The sequence below is a fragment of the Paraburkholderia fungorum genome (genome assembly GCF_046027215.1).
Taxonomy (GTDB): Bacteria; Pseudomonadota; Gammaproteobacteria; order Burkholderiales; family Burkholderiaceae; genus Paraburkholderia; species Paraburkholderia fungorum_D.
In genome coordinates this window covers 1,631,519-1,650,287 of record NZ_JAQQEN010000002.1, presented here as the reverse complement: position 1 = coordinate 1,650,287, position 18,769 = coordinate 1,631,519, and the positions used below count along the sequence as shown (strand labels likewise).

The 18,769-nt window shown below is 62.3% G+C and carries 18 protein-coding genes; 9 read left to right on the top strand and 9 right to left on the bottom strand.

Annotated features, from left to right (window positions below; genetic code table 11):
- Window positions 1-193 precede the first annotated feature (193 nt).
- Both PQR27_RS27900 and garL read right to left on the bottom strand, forming a co-directional pair.
- Window positions 194-1,108 (bottom strand): 2-hydroxy-3-oxopropionate reductase, encoded by a 915-nt coding sequence (locus PQR27_RS27900; RefSeq protein WP_408526827.1) that lies wholly within the window; start codon window positions 1,106-1,108, stop codon window positions 194-196.
- Window positions 1,109-1,134: 26 nt separating this feature from the next.
- On the bottom strand, window positions 1,135-1,920 hold the full coding sequence (garL, locus tag PQR27_RS27895) for a 2-dehydro-3-deoxyglucarate aldolase (RefSeq protein WP_408526826.1): 786 nt from the start codon (window positions 1,918-1,920) through the stop codon (window positions 1,135-1,137).
- 225 nt (window positions 1,921-2,145) lie between these two features.
- Between garL and PQR27_RS27890 the strand changes: the two genes are divergently transcribed.
- A complete protein-coding gene (locus PQR27_RS27890; RefSeq protein ID WP_408526825.1) occupies window positions 2,146-3,729 on the top strand; it encodes an aldehyde dehydrogenase (NADP(+)) in 1,584 nt (527 codons plus the stop codon).
- Between the two features lie 89 nt (window positions 3,730-3,818).
- Here PQR27_RS27890 and PQR27_RS27885 read toward each other — a convergent pair whose 3' ends face one another.
- The 3 genes from PQR27_RS27885 to kdgD all read right to left on the bottom strand — a co-directional run bounded on the left by PQR27_RS27885 (window position 3,819) and on the right by kdgD (window position 7,261).
- Window positions 3,819-4,562, bottom strand: coding sequence for a FadR/GntR family transcriptional regulator (locus PQR27_RS27885; protein WP_408526824.1), 744 nt, complete (start codon window positions 4,560-4,562; stop codon window positions 3,819-3,821).
- Between the two features lie 209 nt (window positions 4,563-4,771).
- Window positions 4,772-6,121 carry an MFS transporter gene (locus PQR27_RS27880; protein WP_408526823.1) on the bottom strand — a complete coding sequence of 450 codons (1,350 nt, stop codon included), beginning with the start codon at window positions 6,119-6,121 and terminating at the stop codon, window positions 4,772-4,774.
- 222 nt (window positions 6,122-6,343) lie between these two features.
- Window positions 6,344-7,261: a 5-dehydro-4-deoxyglucarate dehydratase gene (gene kdgD / locus PQR27_RS27875; protein WP_408526822.1), complete on the bottom strand. Its 918-nt coding sequence runs from the start codon at window positions 7,259-7,261 to the stop codon at window positions 6,344-6,346.
- A 206-nt stretch (window positions 7,262-7,467) separates the two neighbouring features.
- Here kdgD and garD point away from each other — a divergent pair, with 206 nt between their 5' ends.
- The 4 genes from garD (at window position 7,468) to PQR27_RS27855 (ending at window position 12,582) form a co-directional block, all read left to right on the top strand.
- Entirely contained in the window at window positions 7,468-9,057 is a 1,590-nt protein-coding gene (gene garD / locus PQR27_RS27870; RefSeq protein ID WP_408526821.1) for a galactarate dehydratase, read from the top strand.
- Between the two features lie 129 nt (window positions 9,058-9,186).
- The gene (locus tag PQR27_RS27865; protein WP_408526820.1) at window positions 9,187-10,029 is read left to right on the top strand and encodes an NAD-dependent epimerase/dehydratase family protein; all 843 of its coding nucleotides are present in this window, start codon (window positions 9,187-9,189) and stop codon (window positions 10,027-10,029) included.
- On the top strand, window positions 10,026-10,949 hold the full coding sequence (locus PQR27_RS27860; protein WP_408526819.1) for an SMP-30/gluconolactonase/LRE family protein: 924 nt from the start codon (window positions 10,026-10,028) through the stop codon (window positions 10,947-10,949). Before PQR27_RS27865 ends, PQR27_RS27860 begins: the two co-directional genes overlap by 4 nt.
- A gap of 640 nt (window positions 10,950-11,589) precedes the next feature.
- A complete protein-coding gene (locus PQR27_RS27855; protein WP_408526818.1) occupies window positions 11,590-12,582 on the top strand; it encodes a TRAP transporter substrate-binding protein in 993 nt (330 codons plus the stop codon).
- Here the strand turns inward: PQR27_RS27855 and PQR27_RS27850 are convergent.
- The gene (locus PQR27_RS27850; protein WP_408526817.1) at window positions 12,575-12,733 is read right to left on the bottom strand and encodes a hypothetical protein; all 159 of its coding nucleotides are present in this window, start codon (window positions 12,731-12,733) and stop codon (window positions 12,575-12,577) included. The genes PQR27_RS27855 and PQR27_RS27850 overlap by 8 nt on opposite strands.
- Between PQR27_RS27850 and PQR27_RS27845 the strand changes: the two genes are divergently transcribed.
- From PQR27_RS27845 to PQR27_RS27835, 3 genes are read left to right on the top strand one after another with little or no spacing between them, the layout of a single operon-like run.
- Window positions 12,723-13,202 carry a TRAP transporter small permease gene (locus tag PQR27_RS27845; RefSeq protein ID WP_408526816.1) on the top strand — a complete coding sequence of 160 codons (480 nt, stop codon included), beginning with the start codon at window positions 12,723-12,725 and terminating at the stop codon, window positions 13,200-13,202. The genes PQR27_RS27850 and PQR27_RS27845 overlap by 11 nt on opposite strands.
- Before the next feature lie 7 nt (window positions 13,203-13,209).
- Complete coding sequence (locus tag PQR27_RS27840) at window positions 13,210-14,562, top strand: TRAP transporter large permease (protein ID WP_408526815.1); 1,353 nt, start codon at window positions 13,210-13,212, stop codon at window positions 14,560-14,562.
- Between the two features lie 49 nt (window positions 14,563-14,611).
- The gene (locus tag PQR27_RS27835) at window positions 14,612-15,811 is read left to right on the top strand and encodes a porin (RefSeq protein ID WP_408526814.1); all 1,200 of its coding nucleotides are present in this window, start codon (window positions 14,612-14,614) and stop codon (window positions 15,809-15,811) included.
- Window positions 15,812-15,963: 152 nt separating this feature from the next.
- On the opposite strand, the gene PQR27_RS27830 is transcribed toward PQR27_RS27835, so the two are convergent.
- From PQR27_RS27830 to PQR27_RS27820, 3 genes are read right to left on the bottom strand one after another with little or no spacing between them, the layout of a single operon-like run.
- Window positions 15,964-16,146: a 4-oxalocrotonate tautomerase gene (locus PQR27_RS27830; protein ID WP_408526813.1), complete on the bottom strand. Its 183-nt coding sequence runs from the start codon at window positions 16,144-16,146 to the stop codon at window positions 15,964-15,966.
- 37 nt (window positions 16,147-16,183) lie between these two features.
- On the bottom strand, window positions 16,184-16,960 hold the full coding sequence (locus PQR27_RS27825; protein WP_408526812.1) for a class II aldolase/adducin family protein: 777 nt from the start codon (window positions 16,958-16,960) through the stop codon (window positions 16,184-16,186).
- Window positions 16,961-17,012: 52 nt separating this feature from the next.
- Entirely contained in the window at window positions 17,013-17,957 is a 945-nt protein-coding gene (locus tag PQR27_RS27820; protein WP_408526811.1) for an urea transporter, read from the bottom strand.
- A gap of 250 nt (window positions 17,958-18,207) precedes the next feature.
- Between PQR27_RS27820 and PQR27_RS27815 the strand changes: the two genes are divergently transcribed.
- The gene (locus PQR27_RS27815) at window positions 18,208-18,762 is read left to right on the top strand and encodes a putative glycolipid-binding domain-containing protein (protein WP_408526810.1); all 555 of its coding nucleotides are present in this window, start codon (window positions 18,208-18,210) and stop codon (window positions 18,760-18,762) included.
- Window positions 18,763-18,769 lie beyond the last annotated feature (7 nt).

The following is an 18,769-nucleotide window of genomic DNA, read 5'->3' as shown; positions in this document are numbered from 1 at the left end:
TGGATATCGAAACAGCCTCCCATTCTGTAAGTCATCCTTAATATTTGTAATAAAAAGATGCGAGTGAGTCTGAAGCTGTTGCCGGTGAGACTTGCTAGCTCAGGCTCGCTCAGGCCGCGAACGCGCGAATGCGCCGCTCCATCTTCTCTATCCGCATAGAGCAGGTGGAACGGCGCATTGAAAGGTGTTCGACTTAAGCGGGCTGCTGGCCGATTTCGTGGTTGGCGAGTATTTCGAGCGCGCGCACCATCGCGGAGTGGTCCCATGCTTTGCCGCCGTGCGCCACGCAGGCATTGAAAAGCGCCTGACAGGTAGCCGTATTGGGCAAGGAAACACCGAGCGCTTGCGCGGTCGACAACGCGAGGTTCAGATCCTTCTGGTGCAGCTCGATCCGGAAGCCCGGGTCGAAAGTGCGCTTGGTCATGCGTTCGCCGTGCACTTCAAGAATGCGGGAAGAGGCAAAGCCGCCCATCAGCGCTTCGCGCACGCGCGCCGGATCCACGCCGGCTTTCGACGCGAGCAGCAGCGCCTCGCCGACTGCCTCGATGGTCGCCGCGACGATCACCTGATTGGCCACCTTGCAAACCTGCCCGGCGCCTACGTCGCCGATCAGCGTGACATTCTTGCCCATCATATCGAACAGCGGCTTGACGTTGTCGAAGGTCGCGGTTGCGCCGCCGACCATGATGGTCAGCGAACCGGCTTTGGCGCCGACTTCACCGCCGGAAACCGGTGCGTCCAGATAGTCGGCGCCGCGTTCACGCACGCGCGCCGCGAACTCGCGGGTGGCCATCGGCGAAATCGAGCTCATGTCGACGACGGTCTGGCCCGGGCGCAACGCCTCGGCAAGCCCCTGTTCGCCGAACAGAACGCGCTCCACGTCCGGGGTGTCCGGCACCATGATGAAGATCACATCAGCCTGGCCGGCAACGGCTGCCGGGCTGTCGCACGCGAGCGCGCCGGCTTGCCTGAGATCGTCAGGCAGACCGCTGCGCGTGAAAGCGGCGAGTGCCACGCCGTTCTTGAGAAGGTTGGCGGCCATGGGCTTGCCCATGATGCCGAGTCCAATAAAACCTGCCTTTTGCATGGAATTCTCCGGAGATGTCATAGCGAACGCGCGTAATTCCGGCCCGCTTATTTCTGCATGAAGTGTTTTTGAACCGCCTGCGCGGCGCCTTTCAGAAGCCCCATATCCGCGCACACCGCGACGACGCGGCAGCCCATCGAGATATAGCGCTCCGCGTCGGCCTGAACCGGCGCCAGGATGCCGCTCGGCTTGCCGGCGGCCTGCGCGCGTTCGAAGACACGCGCAATGGCCTCCTGCACCTCGGGATGGGCCGCATTGCCGAGATGGCCGTAGGCCGCCGCAAGGTCGGACGGTCCGACGAAGACGCCATCGATGCCCTCGACGGCGAGAATCTCGTCGATCGCGTCGACGCCTTTGCGGCTTTCAATCTGCACGATGACGCAGACGTTGTCGTTGGCGATCTCGAAGTAGTCGGGCACGGTCGAGTAGCGATTGCCCCGATGACTCACCGACACGCCGCGAATTCCCTGCGGCGGATAGCGGGTCGCCGCGACGGCGCGCGCTGCGTCGTCGGCGCTCTCGACAAACGGCACCAGAAAGTTCGAGAAGCCGCTATCGAGCAGCCGTTTGATGAATACGCTGTCATTGGCCGGCGGCCGCACGACCGGCGCGCTCGGGCTGTCTTTCAGCGCCATCAGCTGGGGAATCAGCGTGAGCACGTCGTTAGGCGCGTGTTCGGCGTCCAGCAGCATCCAGTCGAAACCGACGATGCCGAGCAATTCCGTGACGATCGGACTGGCGAGCGAGGCCCAGCAGCCGATCAGGGTTTCGCCGCCGCATACCGCGCGGCGAAAGCTATTGGGTAAGGGCTGGTACGGCGTGGCAGCTGGCATAGGGGTATCCTCAAACTGCGATTGATCGGGCAAGCTCCGACGTTTGCTGATTCGCATGTTATAGGTCGTCGTACGTCTATTTGCAGATTAGCACTGGCCCGGTCCGTTGTAACTGCCACGTAAACCCGAATTTTCCTCAGGACGGGCCAGGCCGGTTGCATGGGGCACCCCTAATGTTATAGGATGACCGATATCAAAGACGGTTATCCAAGGAAAGAAAGCGAAATGTCTATTACCGGCGAAATGCTGATTGGTCGCAACGCGGTGCGCGGCGAAGAACAATCATTGCGTGCGTTCAATCCTGCCACGGGAGCTGACATCGCGGAGCCTGTTTTCGGCGGCGGCACGGCCGCGCATGTCGGACTGGCGTGCGAGCTTGCGCAGAAGGCGTTCGACCCGTACCGCCAACTGCCGCTCACGGTGCGCGCCGAGTTTCTCGAGCGTATCGCCGACGGCATCACGGCGCTGGGTGACGCGCTGATTCAACGCGCGCACGAAGAATCCGGCCTGCCGAAGGCGCGCCTCGAAGGCGAACGCGGTCGCACGACGGGGCAGCTCAAGCTGTTCGCGCAAGTCGTCAGAGCGGGGCAATGGCTCGCCGCCACGTTGGATTCGCCGTTGCCGGAGCGCAAGCCGCTGCCGCGCTCCGATCTGCGCATGCGAAAGATTCCGCTGGGCCCGGTGGCAGTGTTCGGTGCCAGCAACTTCCCGCTCGCATTTTCGGTGGCAGGCGGTGACACGGCTGCGGCGCTCGCGGCGGGTTGCCCGGTGGTGGTCAAGGCTCACGGCGCCCACCTTGGCACATCGGAGATGGTCGGCCGGGTGATTCAGCGTGTCGCGCAGGAAATGGATCTGCCCGAGGGCGTGTTTTCGCTGGTCCTCGGCGCGGGCAATGCAGTCGGGGAAGCGCTGGTTGCGCATCCGGCGATCAAGGCGGTTGGTTTCACCGGCTCGCGGGCAGGCGGCCTTGCGCTGATGCGGATCGCGGCCGCCCGTGCCGAGCCGATCCCGGTCTTCGCCGAGATGAGCAGCATCAACCCGGTGTTTCTCCTGTCAAACGCGCTCTCGCAGCGTGGCGACAGCATTGCGCGCGGCTTCGTCGATTCGCTGGTGCTCGGCGCGGGGCAGTTCTGTACCAACCCGGGGCTCGCCATTGCCGTCGACAGCGACGCCCTGAAGCAGTTCGTGGCAACGGCGTCCGAAGCGCTGACCGCCAAGCCGGCCCAGACCATGCTCACCGCCGGCATCCACGCGGCATATGGCGACGGCGAGTGCAAGCTGGCCGCCACCAAGGGCGTCGAGACCGTGGCGCGCGGTGCTGAGGCGACCGGCCCGACGCAGGCGCGCGCGGCGTTGTTCGTGACCGACGCCGCCACCTTCCTGGCCACGCCGGCGCTCGAGAACGAGGTGTTCGGCCCGGTGTCGACCATCGTGCGTTGCAAGGACGAGCAGGAGATGCTCGCGGTGGCCGAGCACGTTGAGGGTCAATTGACCGCCACGGTGCAGATGGACAGCGCCGATCTGTCGGCCGCGAAAACGCTGGCGCCGATCCTCGAACGCAAGGTCGGGCGGATTCTGGTCAACGGGTTCCCGACGGGTGTCGAGGTGTCGCACGCGATGGTGCACGGCGGCCCGTTCCCGGCGACGTCCGATAGCCGGGCGACCTCGGTGGGAACCACGTCGATCGAGCGCTTCCTGCGCCCGGTCTGCTACCAGGATTTCCCGGCCGATCTGCTGCCTGAGTCGCTGGCCGACAGCAATCCGCTGGACCTGTGGCGTCGTCGCGATGGCGAGATCACGCGCAGCTAAGTGCTAAGCGCGCGGCACGTGTGCCGCGCGTGAGCCAAAAAAATGGCCGGGAATTCCCGGCCATTTTTCTTGCGTCAACGCGTACCGGTTCAGCCGTTAGCGTCAGCGGTTTCGTTGGCGCGCCTGAGCCGCTCCCGGCTATTGGACAGGTGCATGCGCATGGCCGCGCGCGCGCCGTCCGCATCATGCCGCGTGATCGCTTCGAGAATGCTTTCGTGTTCGAGATTGACGAGCGACAGGTAGGCGTCCGGTTCGGCATGGGCGATTCCCGCCGAGTCGAGCCGGTTGCGCGGAATCAACGCGCTGCCCATTTGCGTGAGGATGTCGACGAAATACCGGTTGCCCGTTGCGCGCGCCACGGAGATGTGGAACTGGAGGTCGGCGTCGACGCTGTCCAGACCGTTGTGGCGGGTTGCCTCGATCGCGTCGAGCGCGGTGCGCATGCGCGCGAGGTCGTCCGGCTTGGCGCGTTGAGCTGCCAGACCGGCGCATTCCGTTTCGAGGCTGATGCGCAACTCCAGGATCGACAGCACGTCGCGCAGCGTGGTGGCGGGCACCATGTCGATGCCCAGTTTCTCGCGCTGTGGCTCGAGCACGAAGCTGCCGATGCCGTGGCGCGTCTCGATGACTTTGCCCGCCTGCAGGCGCGAAATGGCTTCGCGGATCACCGTGCGGCTGACACTCAGCGTGACCATGAGCTGTGATTCGGTCGGCAGTTTGTCGCCGGGCTTTAACGCATTGGATGCGATCTGCTCGGTGACGTAGCTGACGACGAACTCGGCCAGATTACGAGCGCGGCGTGGCGGAGCTGCGGAAGCCAGTGGTGTAGCCATCGAAAACGCCCCTCAAATCAATTAGTTGCAGATACTTCCTGCGTTTCATTATACCGTCGTCTGATGACTGATTATACAAGTGCATAACCATTCGCGGCATAAACGCCAGACTTGGCGTTTACACTGTAATTTTCGCTGCGAAACGGGTCACTTTTCGTGGTTTTTCGGCGCGCAACGGGAAGTACGATAACTCCACGGCATGGCGTGCTTCATGAGCGGCGCAGCTCGACCCGTTTGATGTCTTTGACGATGACGAGGTAACTGAATACCGTGAGCAAGGCATTCAGGCCGACGAAAACCAGCGCGCCGTTGAACGAGCCGGTTTTCGCGACCAGATAGCCGATCACGATGGGCGTCACGATGCCCGCCACATTGCCGAACATATTGAAGATGGATCCGGACAGACCGAGCGCCTCTTTAGGCGAGGTATCCGCGACAACGGCCCAGCCGAGCGCTCCAATCCCTTTGCCGAAGAACGCGAGCGACATGAGCGCGACCACCAGCCAGTCGGTCGTCACATAATTGCAGCCGATGATGCTGACCGACAGCAGCATGCCGCCAACGATCGGCGCCTTGCGCGCGACGGTGAGCGAATGGCCGCGCCGGATCAGCGTGTCAGAGAGAATGCCGCCGAGCACGCCGCCGGAGAAGCCGCAGATCGCCGGCAGCGATGCGACCAGACCCGCTTGCAGGATCGTCATGCCGCGCGCCTGCACGAGGTAGATCGGAAACCAGGTCAGGAAGAAGTAGGTCAGCACGTTGATGCAGTACTGAGCCAGATAGACGCCTAGCAGCATCCGGTTGCTGAGCAGTTGGCGCACCAGAGACCAGCCGCCGGTCCGCGCGATGTCAACGGGCTGCGCGCGCGTATGGCCATTCACCACGCCGCCACCCTGTTCGATGTAGTCGAGTTCGGCGCGTGAAACCCGTGGGTGGTCGGCGGGATTTTTCATCACCTTGAGCCACGTCAGGGCGAGCAGGAGCCCGGCCACGCCCATCACGAGATAGACCTCATGCCAGCCGAACGCGTGGGTCAGCCACGCCATGAGCGGCGTGAAAACGACCGCCGCGAAATACTGCGCCGAATTGAAAATGGCGGATGCCGTGCCGCGTTCGGTCGTCGGGAACCAGCTGGCAACTACCTTCGCATTGGCAGGAAACGCCGGTGATTCCGCCGCGCCCATCGCAAAGCGCAGCACGAATAGCGCGGTGACGGCGGCGGCCGCGCTCCCCAGCAAACCGATCGAGCTTTGCAGCAGCGTGAAGAGCGACCACAGGAAGATGCTTGCCGCGTACACGCGCCGCGCGCCGAACCGGTCGAGCAGCCAGCCGGCGGGCAATTGCGACAGCACGTAGGCCCAGCTGAACGCGGAGAAGATGTAGCCCATCCTGATCGCGTCGAAGCCGAATTCGGCGCGCATCGCGGTGCCGGTGACCGAGAGCGTGGCGCGGTCCGCGTAGTTGAATGTCGTGATGAGAAAGATCAGCAACAGAATCGTGTAGCGGACCCTCGTGCGCTTCACGATGTCGGCGGGGCTCGCCGTGTGGCTCACTTCCATGATCGTCTCCTGAATTCCTGATTTCGCGAGGGAGGGGCTCCCAGGCTTATGTCGCTATCGGCTGCGGCGGCTTTCCGCTCGACCGGCGTTTGCCGTAAGGGGCGTGCCGGAATGTGCCCGCGTGGCGGATTCATACGGTGAAAAAACGCCCGGCGACGTTGCCGTGCCGGGCGCTATGTGCGAGGCCATCTGCGCGGCCAGACTCGCACGGCCGCAGGGCGTTTACTGTGCGCCGAGCTTTTTGATCAGCACGTCGAGCTGAGCCATTTCTTCTTCGGTCAGATCGGTCAGCGGCGCGCGCACCGGACCGGCGCTATGGCCGACGAGCTTCGCGCCGGCCTTCACGATGCTGACCGCGTAGCCCTGACGGCGATTGCGGATCGCCAGATACGGCAGGAAGAATTCGTCGATCAGCTTGCCGACGGTGGCGTGGTCGTCCGCGGCAATCGCGCGGTAGAAGTCCATGGCCGTCTTCGGAATGAAGTTGAACACCGCCGACGAGTACACCGGCACGCCCAGCGCCTTGTATGCGGCCGCGTAGACTTCCGCGGTCGGCAGGCCGCCGAGGTAGGAGAAGCGCTCGCCCAGACGGCGGCGGATCGACACCATGTTCTCGATCTCGCCCACGCCGTCCTTGAAGCCGATCAGGTTCGGGCAGCGCTCGGCCAGACCTTCGAGCATGTCGGCGTTCAGTTTCGAATTGGCGCGGTTATAGATGATCACGCCCATGTCCGGCACGGACTTGCAGACCTCTTCAGCGTGCGCGGCGATGCCTTCCTGGCAGGCTTCGGTCAGGTAGTGCGGCATCAGCAGAATGCCGTTCGCACCATGGCGGCGCGCTTCCTGAGCGTAAGCGATCGCCACGCGGGTCGGGCCGCCCGCGCCGGCGAGGATCGGCACCTTGCCCTTGCAGACTTCCGTTGCCGTGCGCACGACGTTCGAATAGTCGTTGTGCGTCAAGGAAAAGAACTCACCCGTGCCGCCGGCGACGAACAGCGCCGAGGCGCCGTACGGAGCAAGCCATTCAAGGCGCTCAGCATACGTATCGGCGCGGAAGTCGCCTTGTTCGTCGAAGTCGGTGACGGGGAAAGACAAAAGGCCTTCCGAAACGATCTGCTTCAGTTCCTGCGGTGTCGTCATGATGAGTAGTATCCAGGCGTCGAGTTATGGGAATAGACAATTCTTATACGTCATCGTACAACAAGAAATTGGCGACTTCAACACTGTTTTCACGGCATAATCGACGACCAGGGTAAATACGGAACGTCTGCGCCGCTGGCTATGTTGTAGGATGACATATGAATTATCGGCGTAGCAGGCGTGAAAACGCCATAAGGATCGATGCAATGGAACTGTCCCCGCTCTATATTCGCGTTCACCCCAACGACAACGTCGCAATCGTCGTCAATGACGGCGGTCTGGGTGAGGGCGCGGTATTTCCCGATGGTCTCGCGCTGCGCGAGCGTGTGCCGCAAGGGCACAAGGTGGCGCTCGCCGATCTCGCGGAAGGCGACGAGGTCATCCGCTATAACGTGGTGATCGGCTATGCGCTCAAGTCGCTGCCGAAGGGAAGCTGGATCAACGAGCACGTGATCCGCATGCCGAGCCCGCCCGGGCTGGAAGATCTGCCGATCGCCACCATCAAGGCGCCGGAGATGCCGCCGCTCGAAGGCTTCACGTTCGAGGGGTATCGCAACGCGGACGGCTCGGTCGGTTCGCGCAACATTCTGGCGATCACCACCACGGTGCAATGCGTGGCCGACGTGGTTCAGCATGCGGTTACCCGCATCAAGGCCGAGTTGTTGCCGCGCTATCCCAATGTCGATGACGTAGTGGGCCTCGGCCATACCTACGGTTGCGGCGTCGCGATCGACGCGCCGGACGCCATGGTGCCGATCCGCACGGTGCGCAATATCAGCCTGAACCCGAATTTCGGCGGCGAGGTCATGATGGTCAGCCTCGGCTGCGAGAAGCTGCAGCCTGAACGGCTGATGCCGCCGGGCACGATTCCGATCGCGGCGGCGGCGAATGTCGCTGAGGTTGCCGATATTGGCGATATCGAGGGCGAGCTGAATGGTGACGTGGTCGTGCTGCAGGATGATGCGCACGTCGGCTTCCAGTCGATGATCGAGTCGATCATGCGCACGGCCGAAGGTCATCTGAAGCGGCTGAACAATCGCCGTCGCGAAACCTGCCCGGCCGCCGATCTGGTGATCGGCGTGCAATGCGGGGGCAGCGACGCCTTCTCCGGCCTGACCGCGAATCCCGCCGTGGGCTTCGCCACCGATCTGCTGGTGCGCGCGGGCGCGACGGTCATGTTCTCGGAAGTCACCGAAGTGCGCGACGGCGTCGATCAACTGACGGCACGCGCGGCGAATGCGGACGTGGCAGCGGCGATCATCCGCGAAATGCAGTGGTACGACGATTATCTGAAGCGCGGCGGCGCCGACCGCAGCGCGAACACCACGCCCGGCAACAAGAAAGGCGGCTTGTCGAACATCGTCGAAAAGGCGATGGGTTCGATCATCAAGTCCGGCAACTCGGCCATTTCCGGCGTGCTCTCGCCAGGTGAGAAGGTCCGGCAGAAGGGTTTGATCTACGCTGCAACGCCGGCGAGCGACTTCATCTGCGGCACGCTGCAACTCGCTGCGGGTATCAACCTGCACGTGTTCACCACCGGCCGCGGCACGCCGTACAGCCTCGCCGAAGTGCCGGTCATCAAGGTGGCGACGCGCTCCGATCTCGCGCGCCGCTGGCACGATCTGATGGATATCAACGCCGGCACCATCGCCACCGGCGAGGCGAGCATTGAAGATGTGGGCTGGGAATTGTTCCGCCTGATGCTCGACGTAGCCAGCGGGCGCAAGCAGACTTGCGCCGAAAAGCTCAAACTGCACAACGCATTGGTGCTGTTCAATCCGGCGCCGGTGACCTGATTGGTGACTGGCCACGACTGGCCGGATTGGCTATGCAAATTGGCCACCTGAGGCAGCACGAGAATGCAACACGCCGGCTGCGCAAGAACATTGGCGGCCGGCAAGAATAACGACGCAACAGATAGAACCATGACCGACTCAAACTCCGAACGCCCCGCCACGCAAAAACCCTTCCGCCGCCTTCTGCTCACCGGCGCCGCCGGCAATCTGGGCCGCCAGGCGCGCAACGCGCTAGGCGCGTGGGCCGACATCGTGCGGGTGACCGATATTGCGCCGCTCGGCGAAGTGGCCGCACATGAGGAAGCCTCGATCGTCGACCTCGCGGATGAAGCCGCCGTGCACACGCTGCTTGAAGGCGTCGACGCGGTGGTGCATCTCGGCGGCATTTCCGTCGAGGCGCCGTTCGAGGATCTGCTCGAAGCGAATATCCGCGGCCTGTACAACCTCTATTCCGCGGCGCAGAAGCAGGGCGTGAAGCGCATTGTCTACGCCAGCTCGAATCACGCGGTGGGTTTTCATCCGGTGACGTCGGTGGTGGATGTCGACGCGCCGCTGCGTCCGGACAGCCTGTATGGCGTGACGAAGTGTTTCGGCGAATCGCTGTCGCGCTATTACTTCGACCGCTTCGGGCTGGAGACGGTGTGTCTGCGGATCGGTTCGTCGTTCGAGCAACCGAGAAATCCGCGCATGCTCGTGACGTACCTCAGTTTTCGCGACTTCATCGAACTGGTGCGCTGCTCGCTGTTCACCAACCGCGTGGGGCATACGATCGCCTATGGCGTCTCGGATAACCGCATCAAGTGGGTGGACAACACGAAGGCGGCGTTTCTCGGCTTCCGTCCGCAGGATAGTTCGGCTGAGTTCGAGCACCTCTTTCCGGTTGGCGCACCCGATACGAACTTCGACGACCCGACCCAGCAGTTTCAGGGCGGCCCATTCGTGCTGGCCGGTCCGATGGAGCCGAAGCGATGAGCGCGCTGGTCAACGTCGAGCGGGTCGAGGCAGCGGGGCAGGCGCCTGCGCTGGTCGGCGAAAGTCCGGTCTGGCGTGCGGCGGAACAGGCCTTGTACTGGGTGGATATCCCGGCGCAAAAAATCGTGCGCTTGCGTGTCGACTCGGGCGAGCGCTCGGAGTGGATGCTGCCGGAAAAGGTCGCGTGTATTGCGTTCGACCATCGCGGTACGGTGCTGGCCGGCTGCGAAACGGGCCTTTTTGCGGTCACGCTGATTGAAGGTGCAGCGGGCGGCGAGCCGGTGAAGGTGAGCGGCAGGAAGCTCGCCGCGCCGGTCTTTCCATTTTCCGACATGCGTTTTAACGACGGCCGCTGTGATCGCCAGGGGCGCTTCTGGTCCGGCACGATGGTGCAGGACATGGCGGCCGCGAATCCTGCCGGCGTGCTCTATCGATTCGACGCCAGCGGCGTGCTGTCGGCGCCGGTGGTCGACGCGCTGATTACCCAGAACGGTCTTGGCTGGTCACCGGATGGCGCGACGATGTACCTGTCCGATTCCCATCCTTCACGCCGGCTGATCTGGGCGTTCGACTTCGATACAAACACGGGCGAGCCGCGCAACCGCCGTGTGTTCGCGGATCTGCATGACTACGCCGGCCGTCCGGATGGCGCCGCGGTGGATGCCGACGGCTGCTACTGGATCTGCGCGAACGACGCCGGCCTGCTGTTGCGCTTCACGCCGCAAGGCAAGCTCGACCGCCAGATTGCCGTGCCGGCCACCAAGCCGTCGATGTGCGCGTTCGGCGGCCGGGATCTGGATACGTTGTTCGTGACGTCGATCCGTCCCGCGGCGGACGCCAGCGAACACGACGGCCATCTGTTCGCGCTGCGCCCAGGCGTAAGCGGCCTGCCTGAGCCTGACTACGCAGGCGAACTGTGAAGTGACGAGTGTCTGAGCGAGCCGCGTGGCCTTCAGTGTCCTTGCGGCCTTGCAAATCGATCGTCACTCGTCGTACAACACTGTCTCATTAAGACCACATGCTGACCGCAATTGACCCTACGTCAAACAGGGCTGCGACGCTTCGTTCCTTTCCCCTCAAGTCCCTTTCCCATGTGGTGTATAGCGAGGCCGCACACAGAGCGTCTATCAGCATGTGCGCCGCGTATCTGTGCGGGTAAATACCGGCTGTACAACGCAAAGACCGTTTTATAGACTTCATATGTCGTCGTACAACGTACGAGCGCAAACAGTTTGCTTTCTAGGTGTTTCGGGACTGCAGGGTGAATAGGGCGCGCTCCATGTACATGAGCAACGCCTGCTGGGGTGTCCTGCGGATGCAGTCGAGTGAGGGAAGTCAGGTTTTCAAAGAGGAGTGCTGAGTGTCTGTTCCGGGGATGTCGAACAGGTCAGCGCAGCCGGCGATTGCCTCGGAAACGATGGCACTTGCATGGCTGGGAAAACAGGCGTGGAACATTTCCGACGCCGGGGAACGGATTAAAGCCCGCAGTAATACCCGCATTAAAACCGTGTCGCAACATCCGCAATCGATTGGATGGTCTAATTTTCAAGGAATGTCACGATGAAAAAGAAGTTCGCCTCTTCCCAGGTTTCGATGATTATTGCGGCCGCCGTGCTGGCACTCGGCGCCGGCTCGGCACAGGCGCGTGTGTTCCGCGTGTCGGACGTGCATGGCGACGCCTATCCGACCAATATGGCCGTGAAATACATGGGTGAAGAGATCAGCAAGGCAACGGCTGGCAAGGACACCGTGAAGGTCTTCGGCAACAGCGCGCTGGGTTCCGAAAACGACACGATCGATCAGGTGCGCATCGGCGCACTGGACATGGCTCGCGCCAACGGTGCTGCGTTCAACGAAATCGTTCCGGAATCGATGATTCCGTCGCTGCCGTTCCTGTTCCGTGACATCGACCATTTCCGCAAGGTGATGTACGGCCCGGAAGGCCAGAAGATTCTCGACGCCTTCAAGGCGAAGGGCATGATCGCGCTGACGTTCTATGAGAGCGGCGCGCGTTCGATCTACACGAAGAAGCCGATTCACTCGCCGGCCGACATGAAGGGCCTCAAGGTGCGCGTGCAGCCTTCCGACCTGATGGTTGACGAGATCAAGGCAATGGGCGGCACGCCGACCCCGATGCCGTTCGCCGAAGTCTATACGGGCCTGAAGACGGGTCTGGTCGACGCAGCGGAAAACAACCTGCCGTCGTACGAAGAGACCAAGCACTTCGAAGTCGCGCCGGTCTATTCCGAAACCCAGCATTCGATGACGCCGGAAGTGCTGGTGTTCTCCAAGAAGGTCTGGGATACGTTGTCGCCGCAGGAGCAGGAGATCATCAAGAAGGCAGCGGCTGACTCGGTGCCTTACTACCAGAAGCTGTGGACCGCGCGCGAAGCCGACGCAAGCAAGACGGTCACCAAGGGCGGCGCATCGATCGTCGCCTCGTCGCAGATCGATCGTGCTGCTTTCGTCAAGGCCATGCAGCCGGTCTGGGCGAAGTACGAAAAGACTCCGCAAATGAAACAGCTCGTCGACGAAATCCAGGCAGTCAAGTAAGGTTCGCGGTTTCGGCAGAGGTAAAAAAGCCCAGCAGGCCAAACTGCTGGGCTTTTGCCCGCCCCGGTTTCCTGAGCTGGTGATGGTCAGCAGGATTCCTGAAGATTAAAGATAAGTCGGTTGTTGCAAGGATGGGGTCAATGAGATTCATGAAGCGCCCAAATGATTTTCTCTTTCGCGTGCTGGTTGTCGTCGCGTCGGTGAGTCTGGCCGCGCTGTGCCTGCTGGTCATCTACAGCGTCGTGATGCGTTATGTCTTTAGCGACGCACCTGATTTCGTCGAACCCATCGCCCTCTTGCTGGTGATCGTGATCGCCATGTTCGGCGCCGCGCTCAAGGTTCGCGAAGGCGGCCATATCGGACTCGATTCGCTGGTCAAGAAACTGTCGCCGAAAGGTCAACTCATCGCGACGGCGTTCCAGCATATTTGCCTGATCGTTTTGTCCGTGGCGATTTTTTTCGGCTGTCTGCAAATGGCGGAGACCACGATAGACGACCGGATTCCGATTCTGGGCTTGCCCGAAGCCCTGCGCTACTGCATTCCGGTCGTTGCCAGCGCCTGCATTGCACTGTTCTCGTTCGAGCACCTGCTGGCGCTCTTCGCACCGAAACACAAATAGAACAATCATGGAACTTTCCATCCTCGCTATTAGTTTTATCGTTTTCCTCGTCCTCGGGGTCCCGGTTTCGTTCGCGTTGGGATTGTCGTGTGTCCTGACTTATCTGTACGAAGGTCTGCCGGCGGCGACCGCGATGCAGTCGATGATCTCGGGCATGAACGCGTTTTCGTTTCTGGCGGTTCCGTTCTTTATCTTCTCCGGTGAGTTGATGCTGCACGGCGGCATCGCTGACCGCATTCTGCGTTTCGCGCAGGCCACGGTGGGGCATTTCCGCGGCGGCCTCGGCATGGCCAACGTGGTCGCCTGCACGCTGTTCGGCGGCGTGTCTGGTTCGCCTACGGCGGACACCTCCGCGATGGGCGGCGTGGTCATTCCGCTGATGAAGCGCGAAGGTTATAGCGCGGCTTATGCAGTCAACGTCACCACGCACTCGTCGCTGGCCGGCGCGCTGATGCCGACGTCGACGAACATGATCATCTATGCGTTCGCTGCGCAGGGTATTACGGGCACGTTGAACGGCCATCAGATGAGCGGCGTGTCGATCGGCGATCTGCTGTTCTCCGGTCTGCTGCCGGTTCTGTGGGTGATGGGTTTCGTCCTCATCGCCGCCTACTGGCAAGCGGTCAAGTACGGCTATCCGCGCCGTCCGGATGGCTCGACCGAACTGCAGCGCTTTCCCGGCTGGTTCGCGGTGGGTCGCACGTTCCTCGGCGCGTTGCCGGGGCTGATGGTGATTGCGATTATCCTGGTGTGCGTGGCCAAAGGCATTGCGACGGCGACCGAGGCGGCTGCCATTGCCGTGGCGTACTCGCTGGTGCTGACCATCATCGTGTATCGCACGATGACAATGAAGAAGCTGTTCGTGGCACTCTCCAAAGCGGCTAAAACCACCGGGGTGGTGCTGCTGCTGATCGGCGTGTCGAACATGCTGCGCTATCAGATGGCGTATCTGGAGATTCCCGACGCGATCGAGCGCCTGCTCGACGGCGCCACGACGATCCCCTGGTTGATGCTTTTGTATATCAACATCATTCAGATTTTCCTCGGCACGTTCGTGGATATGGCGGCGCACATCCTGATCACCACGCCCCTGTTCCTGCCGATGGCGATGCACAGCGGCGTGGGCCCGGTGCAGTTCGGCATCATGATTTTGTTGAACTGTGCGCTAGGTCTGGTGCATCCGCCGATCGGTTCGGTGCAATTTATTGGTTGTGCGATTGGTAATGTGTCAATCGGTGAAACTACCAAAGTTGCTTGGCCGTACTATCTAGCGATCTTCAGTGCGATTAACATCGTGACCTACGTGCCGATGTTCTCGACGTGGCTGCCAAGTCTGATCAATGGACACCCGGTGTTCTAAACGCGTGGTTAGAAAGAATTAGAAAACGAGTTTTTTAAGAGGAGCAGAAATGAAAAAGGCACTAGCAACCTCGGCCCTTGGGCTGGTCGCCCTCGGCGCACACGCCCAAAGCAGCGTGACGCTGTACGGGATTGTGGACACGGGGATTGGTTATCAGAGCAGCCAGACGTCGTTGGGTTCGACGTCCGGCGGCCGCTCGGTCGTCAAGATGGTCAACGGCATCTGGGCGGGCAGCCGCTTCGGCCTGAAGGGTGGCGAAGATCTGGGTGGCGGCACGAAGGCGATCTTCCAGTTGGAAGAAGGCTTTAACAGCGCCACCGGCGCGCAGTCGGTCACGGGCCTCGCGTTCAACCGCCAGGCTTATGTCGGCGTGACCAATGCCTCGTACGGTACGTTCACGGCAGGCCGCCAGTACACCTCGTACTACACGCTGCTGGCGCCGTATAGCCCGACCAACTGGCTGACTGGCGCCTACGGTGCGCACCCGGGCGATATCGACTCGCTCGATACGCTGTACCGTGCGAATAACTCGCTGGTGTACACCTCGCCGAGCATGTACGGCCTGACCGTGAGCGGATCGTATTCGCTGGGCGGCGTGGCGGGCAGCACGAACGCGGGTTCGACGTGGAGCGCGGCGGTGCAGTACCTCAACGGTCCGTTTGGTATCGCTGCGGGCTTCCAGCGCATCAACAACTCGACGCCTGGCGGCGGCGCATGGGGTCCGGACTCCACGACGTCGAATGCGGGCGCGCAGGCTGGTGTGTCGGGCATCAACAACGGCTATCAAACCAACCAGGCACAACAGCGTGTTGCAGTGACCGGTGGCTATACGTTCAACGCGCAATGGGACGTGTCCGTTTCGTACTCGAACGTGCAATATATCCCGGGTGTGAACTCGAAGTTCCGCAACCAGGCAACGTTCAACACCGGCGGCGCAGTGCTGCACTTCAAGCCGGTGCCGGTGCTGGACCTGGCTGCTGGCTATAGCTATACGCGTGCAACGGAGTCGAACGGCATTACGAGCGCGGCTAGCTATCAGCAGTTCAATCTCTCGCAGTACTACAGCCTCTCCAAGCGCACCGGTCTGTATGCGCTGGAAGCCTATCAGCGTGCGAACGGCAACACGATTGGCACGAACGGCACGAGCATCATCAACGCAACTGCCGATATCGGCGACGGCCAGAACGGCCAGCCGTCCTCGTCACGCAGCCAGTTTGCTGCAGGCGTGGGTATCATTCACCGCTTCTAATCGGCGAGTGTAGCGGCGGTTTGCAGTTCGCCGCCGCAGCGACGCGTTGCAGTTACGCGTTGCTGAGAACGACAGGCTGCGCGCGCAACGCGCGCAGCATTTTCGGCGGTGCGCTCCTTCCAGCATCGCAGGCATAGATCCTGCCAGCGCGTTCAGTCGGACCACAAACGCCCACCCGTCGCCCAGTTTTCGCGTTTTACATCCGTGAGGATGATGTCCACCGAGTTCGGTTCAACACCGAGCGACTCGCACGTCGCTTTGGTGATGGCTTCGACGAACTGGCGTTTCTGTTCCAGCGAGCGGCCTTCGAAGAGTTCGATATGAAACGTGGGCATTGCGTGACTCCGTCATCAGAAATGTTAAGCGTTGAATTCAATCGCGATAGTTGCGGTCGAGCCGATCGAGCTTACGTAGCAAAGCGGGCCATTCCAGCGCGCCTTCAATTGCGCCGCCGTCGTACAGTTGTTCGGCCGTGCGCGCCGCAACCGCGTCGTTCGGCACGATGAGTTCCGTGCCGCATGCCTGCGCCTGCAACTGGATTTCGCATGCCTTGATCAGTGTCGCCATCAGCACATAGGCTTCGGCGACGGTTCGGCCGGCGCTCAGCGTGCCATGATTGCGCAACAGCATGGCCGGTTTGTCGGCGAGATGCGCGACCAGCCGTTCGGCCTCGGCTGGCGAGAAGGCGAGGCCTTCGTAGTCGTGATACGCGAGCTGGCCGTAAAAACGCAATGCGTGTTGCGAAGCCGGCAGCAAGCCGGCCGGTTGGGCGGACACTGCGACGCCCGCCGTATTGTGCAGATGCATCACGCAAAAAGCGTCGCTGCGCGCGACATGCACAGCAGCGTGTATCGCGAAGCCGGTCGCGTTGACCGGATACTCGCTCATACCGACGATATTGCCTTCGATATCGATCTTCACGAGATTCGACGCGCGGACTTCATCGAATGCGAGGCCGAACGGATTGATCAGAAAGTGGCCGGGTTCGCCGGGGACGCTTGCTGAGATATGCGTATAGATCAGATCGTCCCAGCCGTTGAGCGCCGCGAGGCGATAGGCCGCGGCCAGATCGATGCGGGTCTGCTGTTCGGCTGCGGACAGCGGTCCGACTTCGGCGACACGGCCGGCGGGAGTATGGGTAAACGACATGACGAACTCCTGAGATTGCGTGGCGGCTCGCGCCAGGCCGCGCTGATCTGTTCTAACCCGCACGCCCTACCGATGCCGCCGACATAGCGGGGCGCCCGGTTTCCGTTCGCTCCGCGGATTCGGGCGCTGCCGCATTGCGCGTGAAACGGCGGCTAAGCCGCTGCATGCTCCACGTCGCGAGGACAAAAGGCGCCGTCATGGCAGGCAAGGCGTGATACGTGGCGGCGGTTTGCAAAACGACCGACATTGCAACGCCGCCGAGCGTCATCGCGACGCCGCAATCGGCGAGCGCGATCGCGGTCAACGCACCGTTGAATCCTAACAGGCCTGCATCGAAGGAGGTGGCGCTGGCGCCGAGCAGCAGGTGCGCGGTACTGGCGAGACTCACGCCTACGATGCCCCAAAGCGCATGCCGCCACGACGACACGGCAATGCCGGTCAACACGAGCACACCCGGCCACGCGCCCGAAGCGAAACCGGTTTGCGCGAAGCCGGCCAGCAGACCGCTGCCCAGTTGCGCCGCGCTGGGCAGATGGGTGGCCGCCACGCTCGCTGGTCGAGCGATACTGGTCAGGAGCGGCAGCCACAGCCACGTGACGATCAGGCAAGGGCTCGAAAAGAAACCCAGTTCACGCGAGCGCAGCCAGCGCGACCACGGCGTCAGCAGCCACGCCGTAGCCGTCGCGGCCAGCACTGCCACGGCGGCAGCCGTTGCGTTGTCGGCGATATAGCTGAACGCGGCGAGGCCCGCCAGCGCGCCGTTAAAGCCGTGCAGACCGGCGCGGGTCTCGTCCTCGCGATAGCCGGCGAGGAGCGCGCTGACATTGGCCGCGATCGCGCCGATCAGCGCCGCGCAGGCGAGCCGCGGATCGTAGAGGAGCCACGCGGCGAGCAGGCACGCGCCGGTGAAGGCGTTCGGTTGCAGCACGATCTGGCCGAGACTGCGCAGCAGCGTGCGCAGGGCGGCGGATTGGGCTTCGGTTGCGGCGGCGTGCATGATGGAAGGTCGACGTGACGACGAGACGCGACATGCGCGCGTGAAGATCATCGCGCGCGCGGTCAGTTTTCGGGTTTCTGGGTTGAACCGCGAGCATAGTCCACCGGCCGCATCGCGGGTGCGCGCCGCGTTGATAGTGGCTATTTGCGATACGGGCGCGACGTGGATGGCGCTCCTGCGAAGCGAAAGAGTTCGCGTTAGGATAAAAGCCCGGCGCGCGTGGCGCGCCAATCGACAAGGAGACAGGCTGATGCGTGAGCTACGCTGGGCATCCGAAGAGGGCGAGGGCCTCGAACATCTGGCGTTCGAGGCGCGCGAGGACGGTTTCAGGGCGGAAAGCGTGGTGGTCGGGCAACGCTACGGAAAAACATATGGCCTGCACTACAAGGTGTACTGCGATACGCAATGGCGCACCACGTACGCATGGCTGAAGATCGTCGGCGGAGGCGAACTGGAGTTGCACGGCGACGGCGTGGGACATTGGCGCGATGGCCACGGGCTCGTGCTGAGCGCGGTCGAAGGATGCATCGACATCGACATTGCCGCCACGCCCTTTACCAACACGCTGCCGATCCGCCGGCTGCAACTCTCCGAAGGTGAGCGTCAGCCGATTTCGGTCGCGTATATTTCGACACCGGATTTGCAGGTCACACGTGCCGAGCAGGCCTATTCGTGTATCGAGCCAGATCGCGAGTACCGCTACGAAGGCATCTTTCGCAACTTCACCGCGGATATGAAGGTGGACGAAGACGGCCTCGTCATCGACTACCCGACACTGTTCACACGCCTGCCGCGCGCGCGTTGAGCGGCGG